Below are 18,691 nucleotides of genomic sequence, written 5' to 3'. Positions count from 1 at the left end.
ATTTTCCCTTTTTGGATCAAAGGACTTGCAGTCCGTAACACAGTCAAGATCAGTGGTTGTGCCGTGGCGGGTTTTTGGCAATCCCGCGGAATTCCGCCGCCCCTTCCAGAACCGCGCCGTCTGACAGTTGCGTGACCGAGCGCCGGTAGATCTGCTGCCACGGCGTCGCATCCGGGGGCACCGGCGGAATACCGTCGCCCTTGCGCCGTTCGATCTCGGTCTCGTCGACCAGCATGTCGCAACGCCCATGGTTGAAGTCGATGCGAATGATATCGCCGCTGCGAAGCCAGGCAAGGCCGCCGCCGGCCGCACTCTCCGGCGAGGCGTTGAGGATTGAGGGGCTGTCGGCCGTGCCCGACTGGCGGCCGTCCCCGATCGTCGGCAGGCTGCTGATGCCGCGCTTCAGAAGATGGTCGGGCGGCTGCATGTTGACGACCTCTGCCGAACCCGGCCAGCCGAGCGGCCCGGCGCCGCGGATGACCAGAATGGTATTCTCGTCGATGTCGAGATCGGGATCGTTGATGCGCTTGTGATAATCTTCCGACCCGTCGAAAACGACCGCCTTGCCTTCGAAGACGCCCTCCCGCCCGGGCTCCTGAAGGTAGCGCCGGCGAAAATCCTCAGAGACCACGCTCATCTTCATGATGGCGAAATCGAAGAGATTGCCCTTGAGAACGAGGAAGCCGGCCCGCTCCTTCAGCGGCTCGCCGAATGGCCGGATAACCTCGCGGTCGCTGGCTTCCTTACCCTGCAAGTTCTCGGCCATCGTCCTGCCCGTCACCGTATCACAGTCGCCATCCAGTTTTCCGGCCTGCAGCAATTCCCACATGATCGCCGGCGTACCACCGGCGCGGTGGTAACGTTCGCCGAGATAGGCGCCGGCCGGCTGGACGTTCGCCAGCAGCGGGATGTCGAAGCCGTGCACCTGCCAATCATCGGGATGAAGCTCGACGCCGGCATGCTTGGCCATCGCCGCCAGATGCGGCTGCGCATTGGTCGAACCGCCGATCGCCGAATTGGTACGGATGGCATTGAGGAAGGCCGCGCGCGTCAAGATATCCGACGGCTTCAGATCCTCGAAGACGATCTCGACGGCGCGCCGCCCGGTGCGGTAGGCCATCTGCCCGCGCTCGCGGTAGGCAGCCGGAATGGCGCCGCATCCGGTCAGCGACAGGCCGAGCGCCTCGGCAAGGGCGTTCATCGTCGAAGCCGTGCCCATCGTGTTGCAGTGGCCGACGGAGGGGGCAGAATCGAGCGCCGCCTGCAGGAATTCCTCCCGGTCGATCTCACCTGCCGCATATTTCCGCCGCATCCGCCAGATCACCGTGCCGGAACCGGCCAGCTCTCCCTCGTGCCAGCCGTCGAGCATCGGCCCGCCGGAGAGCACGATCGCCGGAATATCGACCGTCGACGCCGCCATGATCGCGGACGGCGTGGTCTTGTCGCAGCCGGTCGTCAGCACGACGCCGTCGAGCGGATAGCCATAGAGGATTTCAACGAGGCCGAGATAGGCGAGATTGCGGTCAAGTGCCGCCGTCGGGCGCTTGCAGTTCTCGAAGATCGGATGTGTCGGAAATTCGATCGGAATGCCCCCGGCATCGCGAATGCCGTCACGGACGCGCTTGGCAAGTTCGACATGCACCCTGTTGCACGGCGTAAGATCGCTGCCGCTTTGGGCAATCCCGATGATCGGCTTGCCGGAGCGCAGCTCTTCCGGCGTGATCCCGTAATTCATGAAACGCTCCAGATAGAGCGCCGCCATGTCGATATGATCTGGATTGTCGAACCAATCCTGCGAACGCAGGCGCCGCTTCGGAGACTGGCTGTCGGTCACCTCTTGCCTCCGGGCAGAGCATTCTTCTCTTCGAGGTGCAGGAGCAGGCCGCTATGATCCTTTTCGCCATTGCCGTTTGCGACGAATTCGCCGAATTCGGCGTGTACCGCCGCAGTCAGGGGCAGCGTCAGCGACAGGGCATTGGCCGTCTCCATGGCGGCGTTCAGATCCTTCAGCTGGTTGCTGGACGAACCGCCTGGAGTAAACTGCCGATCGACCATGCGTTTCCCGTGGAGGTCAAGGATACGGCTCTCGGCAAAGCCGCCGCGAATGGCGTCGCGGAAGGCCGCCGGCGAGCCGCCGCCGGCGGCAATCAGCATCATCGCTTCGGCGACGGCGCCGATCGTCACCGCGACGATCTGCTGGTTGGCGAGCTTGGCAAGCTGGCCCGCCCCGCTTGGACCGACGCGGGTAACGCGCCCCATCGGCGCAAAGATATCTGCAAGTGCGTCGATCACACCTTTCTCGCCGCCCGCCATGATGGCGAGCGTACCGGCGTCGGCCCCGACGACGCCGCCGGAAACCGGCGCATCGACATGAGCGATGCCGCGCTCAGCAAGCCTGGCAGCATGGTCGCGGGCAAAATGCGGGGCGATCGAACTCATATCGATAACGGTGGCCGCTGAGGTCATCGCATCGGCCGCTCCGCGGTCGAACAGCACGTCCTTCACCGCTTCGGCATTGGTCAGCATGGTGATGACGACGTCGGCGCCCGAAACAGCATCCGCGGGTGTCTCTGCACAGATCGCGCCGTCTCCCGCCAGAGCCTCGGCTTTGCTGCGATCGCGATTCCAGACGGTGACGGCAAAACCCGCGCCCAGCAGCCGGCGAGCCATCGGCGCGCCCATCAGCCCGGTGCCGAGAAAGGCGATCCGCCTGCCGTCATGACCTCTGCTCGAACCTGTCATTCAGTCCTCCCAACTGTTGTTCGTCTTTGATAACCCCCTCACCCATCGTTGCAACCGTTTTGATGACGCATCGGCTCGAAAACGATACGGGCGAGAACCGAAGTTCCCGCCCGATTTACTCGACAAAGGAAGGTTGAATTCCGTTATTCCGCCGCGAGCCGGATGACCTCCGCCTCTTCGTCCTTGTGTTCGTCCGGCTTGTGTTGGACGAGCGGACGGTTGCCCGTCAGCCGGCGCAGCAGCACGTAGAAGACAGGCGTCATGAAGATGCCGAAGAAAGTCACGCCGATCATGCCCGAGAACACCGCGACACCCATGGCCGCGCGCATCTCCGCGCCGGCGCCTGTGGAGACGACGAGCGGCACAACACCCATGATGAAGGCGAGCGAGGTCATCAGGATCGGGCGAAGACGAAGGCGGCTGGCCTCGATCGCGGCCTCCCGCGGCGTCCTGCCCTCGAACTCCAGTTCGCGGGCGAATTCCACGATCAGGATCGCGTTCTTCGCCGATAGTCCGACAAGCACCACAAGACCGATCTGGGTGAAGATGTTGTTATCTCCACCGGTGAGCCAGACGCCTGTGAGCGCAGCCAGCACACCCATCGGCACGATCATGATGATCGCAAGCGGCAGCGTCAGACTTTCATACTGGGCGGCCAGCACCAGGAAGACGAGCAACAGTGCTAGCGGGAAGACGACGACGCTCGAATTACCGGCAAGGATCTGCTGATAGGTCAGATCCGTCCATTCGAAGTCGATGCCTGCCGGCAGGGTCTCGTGAAGGATCTTTTCGATCGCCGCCTGTGCCTGGCCGGACGAGAAGCCCGGCGCCGGACCGCCGTTGATATCGGCAGCGAGGAAGCCGTTGTAGCGGTTCGCACGCTCGGGACCGGTGCTCGGCTCTACCTTCAGCAGGGCCGAAAGCGGGATCATCTGACCCGATGCCGAACGGACTTTCAGCTGGCCGATATCTTCCGGCTGGGCGCGGAATTTCGCATCGGCCTGCACCCGGACGCTGTAGGTGCGGCCGAAGGCGTTGAAGTCGTTCACATAGAGCGAACCGAGATAGATCTGCAGCGTCTGGAAGACGTCGGTGACGGAAACCCCGAGCTGCTCGGCCTTGGCGCGGTCGAGATCGGCATAGAGCTGCGGCACGTTGATCTGGAAGCTGGAGAACAGCTCGGCAAGCTCAGGCGTCTGATAGGCCTTGGCAAGCACCGCCTTGGTTGCCTCGTCCAGCGCCTGATTGCCCAAGCCGGCGCGGTCCTCGATCTGCAGCTTGAATCCGCCCGTCGTGCCGAGGCCGTTGACCGGCGGGGGCGGGAACATGGCGATGAAGGCATCCTGGATGGCTGCGAATTTCTGGTTCAGCGCCATGGCGATGGCCCCGCCCGAAAGATCCGGCGTCTTGCGCTCCTCGAAGTCCTTCAGCGTCACGAAGACGATGCCGGCATTCGACGAGTTGGTGAAGCCGTTAATCGACAGACCAGGGAAGGCGATCGCATTGGCAACGCCCGGCTGGGCGAGCGCAATATCGGTCATGCGCTTGATTACATCTTCCGTGCGGTCGAGGCTTGCGGCATCCGGCAGTTGGGCGAAGCCGATCAGGTACTGCTTGTCCTGAGACGGCACGAAGCCGCCGGGGACCGTGCTGAACAGACTGTAGGTCGCACCGACCAGCGCCAGATAGATCACCATGACAATGCTCTTACGCGACAGCAATCCGCCGACGCCCTTGCCGTAGGCATTCGAGCCGGCGCCGAAGACCCGGTTGAAGCCGCGGAAGAACCAGCCAAAGATGGCATCCATGAACCGCGTCAGCCAGTCTTTCGGCTGATGATGACCCTTCAGCAGAAGGGCTGCCAGCGCCGGCGACAGGGTGAGCGAGTTGAAGGCCGAGATGACGGTCGAGATCGCGATCGTCAGTGCGAACTGGCGATAGAACTGACCGGACAGGCCGGAGATGAAGGCGAGCGGCACGAAGACCGCGACGAGGACCAGCGCGATCGCGACGATCGGACCGGAGACTTCCTTCATCGCCTTGTAGGTGGCCGCCCGCGGCGACAGCCCCTGTTCGATATTGCGCTCGACGTTCTCGACCACGACGATCGCGTCGTCGACGACGATACCGATCGCCAGCACCAGCCCGAACAGGCTGAGCGCGTTGATCGAGAAGCCGAAGACGTACATCACCGCGAAGGTGCCGATGATCGATACCGGAACCGCGATCAGCGGAATGATCGAGGCGCGCCACGTCTGCAGGAACAGGATGACGACGAGAACAACGAGCGCGATGGCTTCGAGCAGCGTGTCGATGACCTTCTCGATCGAGGCACGCACGAATTTCGTCGTATCGTAGACGATCTCGTATTTGACGCCCTCGGGCATGGCGAGCTGCAGCTGATCCATAGTGGCGTGCACATTGTCGGCGATTTCGATCGCATTCGAACCGGGCGCTTGAAGCACGGCAACGGCGACGGCCGGCTTGCCGTCGAGCAGCGAGCGCAGCGTATAGTCTGCGGCGCCGAGCTCGATGCGGGCAACGTCGCGAAGGCGGGTAATCTCGCCACTGGCGCCCGTCTTGACGATGATATTGCCGAACTCCTCAGGCGTGCGCAGGCGGCCCTGGGCATTGACGTTGAGCTGCAGATCTACACCCGGCTGGCTCGGCGATGCGCCGATGATGCCGGCCGCGGCCTGGACGTTCTGGGAACTGATGGCGTTGCTGATGTCGCTGGCGGCGAGATCATGCTCAGCAGCCTTCTGGGGGTCGATCCAGACACGCATCGAATAGTCGCCGGCGCCAAAGACCTGCACCTGACCGACGCCGGCGATGCGGGCAAGCCGATCCTTGATATTCAGCGTCGCATAGTTGCGGAGATAGGTAATGTCGTGATTGTCGCCGTCGGAGACGAGGTTGACGACCATGATGAAGTTAGGCGAACTCTTGACCGTCGTGATCCCGAGCGAGCGGACTTCCGCCGGCAGCCGTGGTTCGGCCTGAGAAACGCGGTTCTGCACCAGCTGCTGCGCCTTGTCGGGGTCGGTGCCGAGCTTGAAGGTGACGGTCACGTTGAGCACGCCGTCCGACGTCGCCTGGCTGGACATGTAGAGCATGCCCTCGACACCGTTGATCTGCTCTTCGAGCGGTGTGGCCACCGTTTCGGCGATGACCGAGGGGTTGGCGCCGGGATAGGTGGCGCGCACAACGATCGACGGCGGCACGACCTCCGGATATTCGGAAATCGGCAGCGCCCTGAGGCCGATCAGGCCGGCAACCACGATGAGGACCGAAAGAACGCCGGCAAAGACCGGTCGGTCGACAAAGAATCTGGAGATGTTCATATCAAAGCCCTCTCCGGGGTGAACATGGATGCAACGTCCCTCTCCGGCGGTTGGAGCCGCCGGCGGGTCATTTATTTCGGGTATTGGCCCTCCCCCGCGAGGGAGAGCGAAGACTTATTGAGCGGTCGCGACCTTCTCTTCCATCTGCGGTATGACGACCGCGCCCGGACGAATGCGCTGCAGACCGTTGACGACGATCTTTTCGCCGGCGTTCAGGCCGCTTTCGACTACCCGCTGGCCGTCGGAAAGCGTGCCGAGCTGGACCTGCCGGTAGGCAACCTTGTTTTCGGCATCGACGACGAAGACGAATTTCTTGTCCTGGTCGGTGCCGACGGCGCGGTCGCTGATGACGATCTTGTTCTCGGCCTTCGGCTGGCCCATGCGCACCCGCACGAACTGGCCGGGGATGAGGCGACCGCCCGGATTGTCGAAGACGGCGCGTACGCCGATCGTGCCGCTTGCCGCATCGACCTCATTGTCGATCGAGCTGCAGCTTGCCTTTGATCGGCGTCCCGCTGTCGGCCAGCGTGCCGACCTCGACCGGGATCTGCTCGACCGGCGGCAGGGCGCTATCGGTCTGCGGAAGCTCGGCAAGCGCGCGTGTCACCATTTCTTCGCTGGCGTTGAAGCTCGCATAGATCGGATCGACCGACACCAGCGTCGTCAGCGCCGGCGAGGCCGAGCCGGCGGCAACCAGGTTACCGGCGGTCACCTCGATCTTGCCAATGCGGCCGGAAACCGGTGCCCGCACCTCGGTATAATCGAGATCGAGCTGGGCCGACTGCAATGCGGCCTGCGCCGAACGCAGCCCCGCCTGCGCCTCGGCCAGCGTGCTGTGGCGCTGATCGAGATCGCTCTGGGAGATGGTGCGGTTGTCGGAAAGCCTGCGGCCGCGATCGAGCTCGGTCTGCGCCAGGCTGACTTTGGCTTCGGCCGAAGCAACCTGGCCCTCAGCCTGCGCCACGTTCGCCTGATAGGGAGCCGGGTCGATGGTGAAGAGCAGGTCGCCCTGCTTGACCAGGGCTCCTTCCCGGAAGGCCACGGACAGGATGGCGCCGGCGACGCGGGAACGAACCTGGACACGGTCGACCGCTTCGAGACGGCCGGAGAAACTCTCCCAGGCCGTTACGTCGCGCGCCGCGACGACGGCAACCGTCACCGGCACGGCAGGCGGCTGCGCCGGAGCGGAAGCAGCCGTGGCGGTTGTGCTCATCGGCAATTCGAAAAACAATGCGGCGCCTGAAACGGACGCAACAAGGCCCATGCCGGCGCCCACCAGGGCCCAGCGCTTACTTCTGGACGTCATCAGTACTCTCCTTGCGGCCCAAAGCCGCTGAAATATCAGATCATCTTCAATGCAATTGCGGTTGGTCGCTTACGTCCTGAAGGAAGCTTCCGAAATGACGGCTGACGTGTTCCTGCCAGTCGGGCACTCCTTCGGATTTCCCACCATAAAGCGAGGGCCAGCCCGTCCCGGCGGGAAGGACATGCTGGCGCACACCGACGCCGGCCTTTTTCAGGCGGGCACCGTAACCAAGTGTTTCGTCGTGCAGAGGGTCGTCCTCGGCGGTAAAGATCAGTGCCGGCGCGACGCCTGAAAGACGCGAACAGAGGCAAGGCGCCGCATAAGGGTGGCAGCCACCACCGCTCAAGTAATGGCTCCAGCCCTCCGTCCAGCGCTGGCGCATGCCGATCGCCTCGGCCTTGCGGATCGAGGAGGTGCCCATGAAGGGATCGAGCAGCGGCGAAATCAGCACCTGGCCGTCGAGCGCATCCGGCATCTGGTCTCGCGCCTTCAGCGCCACGCCGGCGGCGACATTGCCGCCCGCCTCTTCGCCGGCGACGAAGAGCAGCGACTTACGGTCGCCGAGACCGGCGGCGCGCTTGTTGGCGAGATAGCTGAGAACGGAGAAGGAAACTTCCAGCGCCTTCGGGAAGAGATTGCCGGACAGACTGCTATAATCGACGGCAGCGACGATGGCGCCGGCCTTCGCGAGGCTAATTGCCACCGGCCGGTCGACATTCGTCTCGCTGTCGAGAAAAGCGCCGCCATGCAGGTAAAGCACGATGGGCGGACCCTTGCCGTAATCGGCGCCCTGGTAGATGCGTGCGGAAACGGGGCCGATGGCCACCTTATCCAGCATCATATCTTTCCATGCCACCGTCATGTTCCGGTCTCTTTTGCGTCGGCCACAAGCAGGCAACGCCTGCCGCTTGCATTTTGTACAAAAAAGATATTGTTATTCCATTCAGGGAATAAGAAGCGATATCGCGATTACACTGTTCCAGATCTCGAACAATGGTGCAACGCAAACTGCGGATTTCAAACCGATGGATCAGCTCTCGGCAATGCGCGTCTTCATCCGCGTGGTGGAGACGGGCAATTTCACCCGCGCCGCCGACATGCTCGCCATGCCCAAGGCGACGGTCACCAATCTCATCCAGGGCCTGGAGGCGCATCTGCGCACCAAGCTTTTGAATCGCACGACTCGCCGGGTGATGGTGACCACGGACGGCGCGCTTTATTACGAACGCGCCGCCCAGATCATTTCGGAATTGGAGGAACTCGACGGTAGCCTCTCCAATTCGCAAAGCCTGCCGAGCGGGCGGCTGCGCGTCGAAATGGCCGGTGCTTTCGCCGATTGGATCGTCGTTCCCGCACTCTGCGATTTTTATCAGCGCTATCCCGATATCCGCATCGACCTCGGCGTCGGCGACCGCACCGTCGATTATCTTGCGGAAAATGTCGACTGCGCGCTGCGGGCCGGCACGCCGACCGACCAGTCGCTGATCGCCCGACGTGTCTCCGAAGTCGAGATGATCACCTGTGCTTCGCCGACCTACATCCAGAAGTTCGGCATGCCCGAGCGGCCGGAGGATCTGGAGGCCGATCATTACTCGGTCAACTATTTCCGCGCCCAGAACAACCGAACACTGCCTTTCGAATTTCGTCGGCACAACGAGGTGATCGAGACCAGTCCGCGTTACATCGCCTCGGTCAACGACAGCCGTACCTATCTGACAGCTGCGCTGACGGGTCTCGGCATCGCGCAGGTGCCGATCTTCATGGCGCGTGAGCCAATGGCAAGGGGCGAACTCGTCCGCGTGCTGCCGGATTGGCGTCGCGATCCGCTACCGCTTTACGTCGTCTACCCCCCGAACCGCCATCTCAGCAACAAGGTTCGCGTCTTCGTCGACTGGCTGGTGAAGCTTCTGGTCGAGGCGAAATTGAACGACGTCTGAGCGTTAAGACAAATACGGCCCGGAAGGCAGGGGAAACCTTCGACGGGCCGCAATGTACAACTTTGAACATCAAGCCTGTCGCACCATAGCAAGGGCGCAGCAGGCTTTGGAGGCCGGAAGAGAGCGGCAGGGAATTCCACTCTCTCGCGATAAAACAGATATACGCACTCCCCGCACGATTGTAAGGAAAAATTCCGCAATCACGTTCACAGAATTGCGATAACGGGTTGGCTCCCATGTTCCCGCGCCAGCGGCGGGCGGGATTTCAATTCCTGGCAGCCGGCTTCAGCAGGTCCCCGAGGCCGATGCGGCGGAACAATTCCGCCCGGACACGGTCGGCGATGCCGTTGACGATCTCCGCGCCGTCCTCGGATGGATCGATATGGACGCGGAACGGCCTCGTACCGAACGGCTTGCCGACGACATCGACGATGGCGACGGCTACCGTGCCGGCATCGGCGTCAGCAGGTTCGAGTGCTGCCAGGCCCTGCAGCGCCTGTTCCGGCACACCCTTGTAGGGTCCTTCATTATATTCGGCGGCGCGGGCGGTATCATCCGGCGAACCGGAATGGGCGAAGTGGTTGGTGCCCCTGGTGAAGGCGCCGGGCACGATGATCGAGGTCTCGATGCCCCAGCGGGTAAGCTCGCTGGCATAGGAGACGGCAAGTGAATCCATCGCCGCTTTGGCGGCGAAATAGGGCGAGAGGTAGGGAGGCGTGCCGCCGCGGCTGCTCGACGACGATACCCAGACCAGCAGGCCTGTACCCTGCTTGCGCAGATAGGGGAGTGCCGCGCGGTTGACGCGCTGGGTGGAAAGCACGTTGATGTCGAAGAGTTCGGCGAACTGTTCCGGCGTGAAGGCTTCGGCCGGGCCGAAGGACATATGGCCGGCATTGTGGATGATGACATCGAGGCGGCCCTCATCGGCGATAATCCGGGCGATACCGGATACAACCGAGGCGTCGGAGGCGACATCGAGTTCGACCGAGCGCAGATCGACGTTATTGTCCCTGGCGAATTCAGCCGCGTCGGCGACGGCCGGAGCGTTGCGGCCTTCCGTTGCGCGCATGCCGGCATAGACGGTATGGCCGGCCTTGGCGAGGGCGCGGGCGGTAAGAGCGCCGAAACCGCTGGAAGCGCCGGTGATGATAATGACTTGCTTGCTCATGATCCTATTCCTTCTGGGATTGGGGTTTGGTTGAAGTGGAAGCTTGAGATTGGCGGCGGCATCGAGACAGCCGCCAGCCCTTCATCAGATCACGCCGCCATTGGCGCGCAGCGTCTGGCCGTTGATCCAGCCGCCATCCGGACCGGCAAGAAAGGCAACCGCAGCGGCGATGTCTTCAGGTGTGCCGAGGCGTTCCAGCGGGTTCATCTTCGCCATGCGGGCGATCAGTTCGTCCGACTTGCCGTTGAGGAAGAGGTCGGTGGCCACAGGGCCAGGTGCGATGGCGTTGACCGTGATGTTGCGGCCCCGCATCTCCTTGGCCATGATCGCCGTCAATGTTTCCACGGCAGCCTTGGTGGCAGCGTAAACGCCATAGGTTTCGAGCTTCAGGCCGACGACCGACGTCGAGAAGTTAACGACCCGGCCGCCGTCACGCAGCCGCTTGGCGGCTTCTCGCAGCGTATTGAAGGTGCCCTTCAGATTGACGCCGATCTGCCGATCGAAATTGGCGTCATCGGCCTCGGCAAGCGAAGAGAGCATCATGATGCCGGCATTGTTGATAAGCACATCGACGCCGCCGAAAGCGGCTTCCGCGGCATCGAACATGCGGCGGACGGCTTCGGCGTCGCTGACATCGGCTTTCGCCGTCAGCGCCTTGCCGCCGGCCTGCTCGATCTCCTGGACCAATTCCTCGGCCGGAGCGGCATTGCCGGAATAGTTGATGACGACGGTGAAACCGTCCTTGGCGAGGCGTCGGGCGACTGCCGCTCCAATGCCGCGGGAAGCACCGGTGACCAGTGCCACCTTGCCGTTTTCTTTGGAAGCCATTGTCCTTCTCCTTCATCATGCGCCGCAGCGCGTTTTCAATGAGGAGAAGATGCACCTGTTCATTCTGCGGATAATCAGGCATTATCCGGCATCACTATCCGGGAATTACGAACAACTAGATGGACAGATTTGATGCCATGCGCGTGTTTTGCCGCGTCGTGGAACGCCGCAGCTTCACGCTTGCCGCCGAAGACACCGGCCTGCCGCGCTCGACCGTCACCGATGCGATAAAGCAGCTCGAAGCCCGCCTCGGCGTGCGTCTGCTCCAGCGCACGACACGCCATGTCAGCCCGACGCTCGACGGCGAAGCCTATTACCAGCGCTGCCTGTCGATCCTTGCCGATATCGAAGATGCCGAAGGCGCTTTCGCCGGCGCCAAGCCGAAGGGCCTGCTGCGCGTCGATGTGCACGGCACGCTCGCCCGGCATTTCGTGCTGCCGAGCCTGCCGTCTTTTCTAGAGACCTATCCCGAGATCGAATTCTACATGAGCGAGGGCGACCGGCTGGTCGATCTGGTGCGCGAAGGCATCGATTGCGTGCTGCGCGTCGGCACGCCGCAAGACAGCGACATGGTCGCCCGGCGCGTTGCCCTGCTCGATGAGGTGACACTCGCCTCTCCTGAATATATCGCCACCCATGGCCCGCCGCAGCACCCTGACCGGCTTGACGGCCATCGCATGGTTGGCTTCCGCTCCAGCAGCACCGGCAGTCTGTTGCCGCTCGAATTCATCGTCGACGGCACGGTGCGTGACATCTCCATTCCCGCCACCGTCGCGGTCAATGCCGCCGAAAGCTATATTTCAGCGGCGAGGATGGGCCTCGGCATGATCCAGATTCCGCGCTATCACGCCGAAAAGGACCTTGCCGCGGGCACGCTGGTCCGCGTGCTGCAGGATTTTCCGCTGACCCCCACGCCGGTTTCCCTGCTCTACCCCCGCAACCGCCAGCTTTCGCCGCGCGTGCGCGTCTTCATCGACTGGCTGGTAAAGGTCTTCGCTCGACAAAATTCCGAAAACGCGCTTCACTAAAATGCGCCTTGCTAATATGAGCGCCCGCGGAGAACGGCCATGGCACTCAACGATATCACCGTCTACCAGACGGAAGACGGCTTCGTCGTCGAATTCGGCGGCGAAGGCGAAGACAGCATTGCCGTGACGCTGCGCAGCACGCCTGAGCTGACGTCGGAAAACGCCGTCCTGCGTGCCAAGGCCCTGCTTGCCGCAGCGATCGAACCTGCCCATGGCGACGGCGCGCGCAGCAAGGACCCCGCTTTGCTCGAGGAAGAGCTGGAGGAGGGCCTGGAAGACTCCTTCCCAGCGAGCGACCCGGTCTCGGTCACATCATCCTCGATCCCGATGCGCGATCCGAGCGCCGGCCGCTGACCCCTGTCGCGCAAACAGATGAAACGGTTTTGGGATGACGATAGGCGCGTTGAATGTTATCTGCGTCTGATATGACCGATGGTGGAACGATATCAGGTGGGATCGGCACCGGCACGCTCACCGGCGAAAGCCTCAGGAAGTTTTTCGAGCGCGATGCGATCACCGTCTCTCGCGACCTGCTCGGCTGCCATCTGACCGTGGACGGCGTCGGCGGACGCATCACCGAGACCGAAGCTTATTTCCCCGATGACGAGGCTTCGCACAGCTTCCGCGGCCCGACCAAGCGCAACCTCGCCATGTACGGCAAGCCGGGCAACGTCTATATCTACCGCATCTACGGCATGTACTGGTGCCTGAATTTCGTCTGCCATCCGGGCTCGGCTGCACTCATCCGCGCCCTGGAGCCAGAAACGGGAATTCCTGTGATGATCGAGCGGCGCGGCACCGATATGCTGACGTCGCTCTGCAGTGGTCCCGGCAAGCTCTGCCAGGCACTCGGCATCGATATCGAGATCAATGACAGGCTGCTCGATCGCCCGCCCTATGCGATCACGCCGTCCGCACCGGTGCCGATCGTCTCGGGAAAACGCATCGGCATCACCAAAAATGCCGAAGCACTATGGCGCTTCGGCATTCAGGGATCGCGTTATCTCAGCAAGCCGTTCCGCTAGAGCATGATGCCGAAAAGCGTGACGCAGTTTTCCGTCCAGAAGTGCGGCAACGCCTGGAGTTCATTCCATCACGGCGCTGTGGTCGACGGCAGGTGCTGCCTTCGGTTTGCGTAGCAATAGCACCAGCGGGATGACTGCAAGCGACATCAGCATCAGCAGCTTGAAATCGTCCATATAGGCAATGATCGTCGCTTGCAGGGTGATGACCTCGTTGAGCGAGGCGCGGCCGGCCGCAGTCACCGGGCTGAGCCCCTGCGCAGCCACCGCATTGAAAGCGTGATTGAACGGCGTCACATAGGCCGCGATCGATTCATGATTGCTCTGCGTGTTCTCGACGATCAGCGCCGAGACGATCGAGATGCCGACCGCCGAGCCGATGTTTCGCGACAAGTTGTAGAGACCGGTGCCGTCGCCGCGCATATGGGGGGGCAGCGTGGAAAAAGCGATCGTAGTCAGCGGCACGAACAGAAAGCCGAGACCGGCGCCCTGGATGAAGCCGACCGAGACGATCGTCCATTGCGAGACGTCGGGTGTCCAGCCGGTCATGTCATACATCGCCCATGCGGTGAGCCCGAGGCCCAGCGCCAGCAAGGCGCGCGTATCGACCTTGCCGACCAGCCGCCCGACGATGAACATGCAGAGCATGGTGCCGAGCCCGCGCGGCCCCATGACGATGCCGGCGGTAATGACGGGATAGCCCATCAGCGTCTGCAGATAGGGCGTCATCAGCGCCAGCGAGGCGAGATAGGTAATACCGATCACGAAGATGAAGACCATGCTGATCGAAAAATTTTGGTCGAGGAACAGCTTCGGATTGACGAAGGGTTTCTCCGCCGTCAGCGTATGCACCAGAAGCAGATAGAAGGCGGCGGCGCAGATGATCGCTTCCAGCATGATCTCACCGGAGGAGAACCAGTCGAGTTGCTCACCGCGGTCGAGGAAGAGCTGCAGCGAGGCGATGAACAGGCTCATCATCCCGAAACCGAACCAGTCCAGCTTGGCGAGCACATCCCTCTTCGTCTCCGAAACGAAGACGACGATACCGGCAAAGGCAAGCGCGCCGATAGGCACGTTGATGTAGAACACCCAGCGCCAGCTGATATTGTCGGTCAGCCAGCCACCGATGACGGGCCCGAGGACCGGTCCGACCATGACCGAGACGCCGAAGAGGGCCATGGCCGAGCCGCGCTCCTCGACCGTATAGATATCGAGGAGGATGCCCTGGGAAAGCGGCACCAGCGATGCGCCGAACAGCCCTTGCAGCAGGCGGAAGGCGACGATCTGATTGAGCGATTGCGCCAGGCCGCAGAGAACGGAGGCCGCCACGAAGCCGGCGATGGCAACGAGCAGCACGCGCTTGCGGCCGAACTTGGCGGCGAGGAAGCCCGACGGCGGCGTCATGATTGCCGCCGCGACGATATAGGAAGTCAGCACCCAGTTGATCTGGTCGGCAGAGGCCGACACGCTGCCCTGGATATAGGGCAGCGCGACGTTGGCGATCGTCGTGTCCAGCGCCTGCATGATGACGGCGAGAATGACGCAGGCCGTGATCGCACCGCGATTGGCAACCGGGCTCGCCGGAGAAGCAGAAGCGTTACTCATCATCCTTGCCCTGAGGCCGACCCAGAAGCTTGTTGACGAAGTCGGGCAGGCCGCGGGCATGGCCGGTCTCGACATCGACCACCGTGCTCATGCCGACGCGCAGCGGCGGCTTGCCTTCGCTGTCCTCGATGCTGACGCGCATCGGAATGCGCTGGACGACCTTCACCCAGTTGCCCGTAGTGTTTTGCGCCGGCAGCAGCGAGAAGCTGGAGCCGGAGGCCGGGCTGATGCTCTCGACCTTGCCCTTCCACATCACGCCCGGGTAGGTGTCGACATAGATTTCGGCCGTCTGGCCTGATTTGACATAGGTGAGCTCGGTTTCCTTCGGGCTGGCGGCGATCCAAAGGTGATCGGTGGCGACAAGCGAGAAGGCCTGCTGCGAAGCCTGCAGGTAGGAGCCGACCTGCAGCGCGTTGACATTGGTGACGATACCGTCGAACGGCGCCTTGACGACGCTGTGGTCGAGTTCGCGCTGGGCGTTGTCGACATTCGACTTGGCCTGCAAGTAGAGCGGGTTCTCCTCGATCGGCTGGTCGGCCGAGCCGCCGAGCTGGGCAAGCGTGGTTGCAGCTTCCGCCTTGGCGACGGCAACCTTCTGCTGCGCGGCTTCGAGATTGTGCTTGGCCTCGTCATAGGCCGACTGCGTCGCGCTGCCATTGTTGACGAGGTTCTGCTGCCGGTCGAACTGATCCTGGTAATAGGGCAGGTCGGCTTGCGCCTGCGTGATCTCGGCCAGCGACTGCTGATAGCTGGCCTTGAGGTTCATGATCTGGTTGCGCTGCACGCCGAGCTGCGCCTTGGCGCCATCGAGCGCGATCTTGAAGGAATCGGCCCTGAGGCTGAAGAGCACCTGCCCTGCCTTGACCGCCTCGTTCTCATGCACGTCGATCTTTTCGACGATGCCTGAGACATCGGTGGTGAGCCCGACCATATCGGCCTGGAGATAGGCGTTGTCGGTCGACATCACCTGGCCGCCATTGACGTAATAATAGCCGCCGACGACGAGCGCGACCGGCAGCAGGGCGAACAGGATCGGCCGCGTGAGACTGCGCCGGCGGCGGACCTTGTTGCCGCCAGGCGCAGCCACGGCAGCAGCCGGCGCTGAATTGGATGGAGGCGCTTCGGCTACCGTTTCCTGCTGTTTGGCTTGGTTTTCTTCGACAGGTGTCTTGGCATTGGCGTCGGCAACGACGCGGAGGGGGGATTGATCAGCCATCGTTCGTCTCATTCTCGTCGACCGGGCTCCGGCATGCCTGAACCAGGTTCGTCTTCATTACGGATAGGATGTGGAAAAGCTGCTCGCGCTGCTCGGCCGTAATGCTTTGCAACGCTTCTGCGCGGGTGGTGTCGCCAAGCTCGCGCATTTCGGCGAGCAGCGGGTGCGCCTCGTCGCGCATGTAGAGCAGCCAGATCCGCCGATCGGTCGGGTGCTGGCGGCGCTCGATCAGCCCACGTTCGGCGAGCTTGTCGAGGATGCGCACCAGCGTGATCGGCTCGACCTCGAGGATTTCGGCAAGGCCGCCTTGATGGATGCCTTCGTTATTCGAGAGATAGGCAAGCGTCTGCCATTGCGACCGGGTCAGCCCAAGGCACTTCGCACGTTGCTCGAACCGCTTGCGCAGCAGCCGTGCGACGTCGTGGAGAAGGAAGCCGAGGGTCGGAGTAGCGCTCATGAAGACCTGCGATCATTAATTTATAAGCATACTTATAATATCGGTAGATATATTGAGCATGCCGAGCGCGCAAGGGCACGGTCGCAGGATTTCGCAAGCGCAGCCAAAATGCCGCAGCTGCGACCGGAAGGCTCGCAATTCGCCACTCTTGTCCGTGCAAGACTTCCGTCCAGTGGCGGCAGCCCGGCTTCAGCCCTAGTTTCGGGCAGACATCGCCTCCGCCGGAGGTGCGCAGGAGGGTTCGATGGCGTTCTTCGAAAGCATGCTGACGCTGTTGCTGGTGGCGATCGTCTTCCTGCAATTCTCCAGGAAATTCCGCATCCCTTATCCAACCATGCTGGCGATCGCCGGCATCATCGTCGCCGCCGTCCCCTGGGCACCCGAGGTCGCGATCGATCCTCAGCTGGCGCTGGCGCTGCTGATCGCGCCGGTGCTTTTCGACGCCGCCTATGACCTGCCGCCGCGAACGTTGCGACGCAACTGGCTGCCGCTCTTCTCGCTCGCCGCCATCGCCGTGGTCCTGACAACCGCTGCCGTTGCCACCGTCAGCGTGACCATGGCCGGCCTGCCGCTCGCCGCAGCCGTCGCACTCGGCGCTATCGTCGCACCACCGGATGCGGCGGCGGCGACCGCCATGCTCGACCGTTTCGACCTGCCGCGCCAGACCTATGTGATCCTGAAAGGCGAGAGCCTTCTCAACGATGCCGTCGCGCTCCTGATCTTCAGCGCCGCGGTGGCGGCCGCCGCAAGCCCCGCCTTCTTCACCGGCGCCCTGGCGGAGCTGGCGCTCGCCGTGCCAGGCGGCCTCATCCTCGGTTATCTCCTTGGCCGTCTGTACATGGTGATCGGGTTGAAGCTCGCCGGCACGCTCGGCGGCACCCTGCTCGAATTCGTCGCCACCTTCGGCACCTGGATCATCGCCGAGCGGCTGCACCTTTCGGCGATTCTCGCCATCGTCGTCTATGCGATGGTGATCGCCCGCTACATGCCCGAGCGCCAGACCGCCCGCCACCGCATTCATTCCTATTCGGTCTGGGAAGCCGCGGTCTTCCTGCTCAACGTGCTCGCCTTCCTGCTGATGGGCCTGCAGGTCCGCCAGATCGTCCTCGACCTCGATCCCGGCCGGCTGAATTTCGCAATCACCCTGGCCGCCGCGGTCTTCGTCACTGTCATCGGCGTGCGCCTGGCCTGGGTGCTCCTCTATAACCGCGTGATCACCTTCCTCGCCGAGCGCGGCTACACCAGACAGGCCGTTCCCACCTTTGCGACCAGCCTGCTTGCCGGCTGGTGCGGCATGCGCGGCCTCGTGACGCTGGCGACTGCACTCGCGCTGCCGATCGACTTCCCCGATCGCGACATCATTCTGCTCAGTGCGCTGGCCGTCGTTCTCGGCACCCTCATCGTCCAGGGCCTGACGCTCGGACCGCTGATCAGCGTCCTGAAATTCGAGCCGGACACCTCGCTCGACCGCAACCTCACCAGAGCCCGGGTCGCGTTGATCGATGCGGCACTGGCCGAACTTGCCGGCGGCGAGGGTAAATCCACGCGCATCCTGCGCGACGTCTACACCTCCGAGCGCGAGATCACCGCCGACGGGAAACATCCACGCGAAGTCAGCAGCCTCGATAAGCAGCGCCGCAGCGTCATTGCCGCCAAACGCCGCAAACTGGCAGCGATGCGCCGCGCCGACGAGATCGACGACGATGTCTTTCACATGCTGGAACAGGAGCTCGACTGGGCCGAACTCGCCGTCCTGCCGCCCGGCCGCGACGAGATCGTCGAGAGCTGACGCCATCCATGAAGTTTTGATGGATTTCGCAATCCCGGCCAATTGGCATTTGCTATTTTTCGCCGCTGCCGTTTATATCCGGTTCCACAAGTTACGATTTTTCCGATGTGCATTGCGTGCCGGCCTTCCCTCCTATGGATTGAACGCCGGGGGAAATCGCGGGGGCCACGCCTTCGTTCAAAGCAGCAAAACATGAAATAACATCACCTTATCTTAGGTTCGGCGGCAGTCTATCGGCCGTCGCGATTG

Annotated in this window: 14 protein-coding genes and 1 pseudogene; 5 read left to right on the top strand and 10 right to left on the bottom strand. The window is 62.7% G+C overall.

Going from position 1 to position 18,691, the window contains the following annotated elements; all coding sequences use genetic code 11:
* Positions 1–49: 49 nt before the first annotated feature.
* The 5 genes and pseudogenes from MF410_RS01410 to MF410_RS01390 all read right to left on the bottom strand — a co-directional run bounded on the left by MF410_RS01410 (position 50) and on the right by MF410_RS01390 (position 8,254).
* Positions 50–1,834, bottom strand: a complete 1,785-nt coding sequence (locus MF410_RS01410; RefSeq protein ID WP_097629140.1) for an IlvD/Edd family dehydratase — start codon at positions 1,832–1,834, stop codon at positions 50–52.
* Positions 1,831–2,742, bottom strand: coding sequence for an NAD(P)-dependent oxidoreductase (locus tag MF410_RS01405; protein WP_097629141.1), 912 nt, complete (start codon positions 2,740–2,742; stop codon positions 1,831–1,833). The genes MF410_RS01410 and MF410_RS01405 overlap by 4 nt, the downstream gene beginning before the upstream one ends.
* A gap of 143 nt (positions 2,743–2,885) precedes the next feature.
* Positions 2,886–6,086 (bottom strand): efflux RND transporter permease subunit, encoded by a 3,201-nt coding sequence (locus tag MF410_RS01400; protein WP_097629142.1) that lies wholly within the window; start codon positions 6,084–6,086, stop codon positions 2,886–2,888.
* Between the two features lie 114 nt (positions 6,087–6,200).
* Positions 6,201–7,299, bottom strand: a pseudogene (locus MF410_RS01395) (efflux RND transporter periplasmic adaptor subunit).
* A 139-nt stretch (positions 7,300–7,438) separates the two neighbouring features.
* Entirely contained in the window at positions 7,439–8,254 is an 816-nt protein-coding gene (locus tag MF410_RS01390) for an alpha/beta hydrolase fold domain-containing protein (RefSeq protein ID WP_097629143.1), read from the bottom strand.
* Positions 8,255–8,417: 163 nt separating this feature from the next.
* On the opposite strand from MF410_RS01390, the gene MF410_RS01385 reads away from it, so the two are divergent.
* A complete protein-coding gene (locus MF410_RS01385) occupies positions 8,418–9,329 on the top strand; it encodes a LysR family transcriptional regulator (protein WP_097629144.1) in 912 nt (303 codons plus the stop codon).
* A gap of 265 nt (positions 9,330–9,594) precedes the next feature.
* Here the strand turns inward: MF410_RS01385 and MF410_RS01380 are convergent, their stop codons facing one another.
* Positions 9,595–10,497 (bottom strand): SDR family oxidoreductase, encoded by a 903-nt coding sequence (locus MF410_RS01380; protein ID WP_097629145.1) that lies wholly within the window; start codon positions 10,495–10,497, stop codon positions 9,595–9,597.
* An 84-nt stretch (positions 10,498–10,581) separates the two neighbouring features.
* Complete coding sequence (locus MF410_RS01375) at positions 10,582–11,325, bottom strand: SDR family oxidoreductase (protein ID WP_018243332.1); 744 nt, start codon at positions 11,323–11,325, stop codon at positions 10,582–10,584.
* Positions 11,326–11,444: 119 nt separating this feature from the next.
* Here MF410_RS01375 and MF410_RS01370 point away from each other — a divergent pair, with 119 nt between their 5' ends.
* Genes MF410_RS01370 through MF410_RS01360 form a run of 3 tightly spaced genes read left to right on the top strand, consistent with a single transcriptional unit; the run spans position 11,445 to position 13,378 of the window.
* Entirely contained in the window at positions 11,445–12,353 is a 909-nt protein-coding gene (locus MF410_RS01370) for a LysR family transcriptional regulator (protein ID WP_097629146.1), read from the top strand.
* A gap of 39 nt (positions 12,354–12,392) precedes the next feature.
* Positions 12,393–12,707, top strand: coding sequence for a hypothetical protein (locus MF410_RS01365; protein WP_097629147.1), 315 nt, complete (start codon positions 12,393–12,395; stop codon positions 12,705–12,707).
* A gap of 53 nt (positions 12,708–12,760) precedes the next feature.
* Complete coding sequence (locus MF410_RS01360; RefSeq protein WP_097629148.1) at positions 12,761–13,378, top strand: DNA-3-methyladenine glycosylase; 618 nt, start codon at positions 12,761–12,763, stop codon at positions 13,376–13,378.
* Positions 13,379–13,438: 60 nt separating this feature from the next.
* Here the strand turns inward: MF410_RS01360 and MF410_RS01355 are convergent, their stop codons facing one another.
* The 3 genes from MF410_RS01355 to MF410_RS01345 are packed head-to-tail and all read right to left on the bottom strand — an operon-like array spanning position 13,439 to position 16,653.
* Positions 13,439–14,980, bottom strand: coding sequence for a DHA2 family efflux MFS transporter permease subunit (locus MF410_RS01355; RefSeq protein WP_097629149.1), 1,542 nt, complete (start codon positions 14,978–14,980; stop codon positions 13,439–13,441).
* On the bottom strand, positions 14,973–16,196 hold the full coding sequence (locus MF410_RS01350) for an HlyD family secretion protein (RefSeq protein WP_097629150.1): 1,224 nt from the start codon (positions 16,194–16,196) through the stop codon (positions 14,973–14,975). Before MF410_RS01350 ends, MF410_RS01355 begins: the two co-directional genes overlap by 8 nt.
* Positions 16,189–16,653, bottom strand: a complete 465-nt coding sequence (locus tag MF410_RS01345) for a MarR family transcriptional regulator (RefSeq protein WP_003590495.1) — start codon at positions 16,651–16,653, stop codon at positions 16,189–16,191. Before MF410_RS01345 ends, MF410_RS01350 begins: the two co-directional genes overlap by 8 nt.
* A 244-nt stretch (positions 16,654–16,897) precedes the next feature.
* On the opposite strand from MF410_RS01345, the gene MF410_RS01340 reads away from it, so the two are divergent.
* Positions 16,898–18,442: a cation:proton antiporter gene (locus MF410_RS01340; RefSeq protein ID WP_097629151.1), complete on the top strand. Its 1,545-nt coding sequence runs from the start codon at positions 16,898–16,900 to the stop codon at positions 18,440–18,442.
* The last annotated feature ends 249 nt before the right edge of the window (positions 18,443–18,691 follow it).

The sequence above is a fragment of the Rhizobium sp. C104 genome, from assembly GCF_022354505.1.
GTDB lineage: Bacteria > Pseudomonadota > Alphaproteobacteria > Rhizobiales > Rhizobiaceae > Rhizobium > Rhizobium redzepovicii.
Note: the sequence above shows the minus strand (reverse complement) of the source record. Positions and strands in the feature narration are given on the sequence as shown.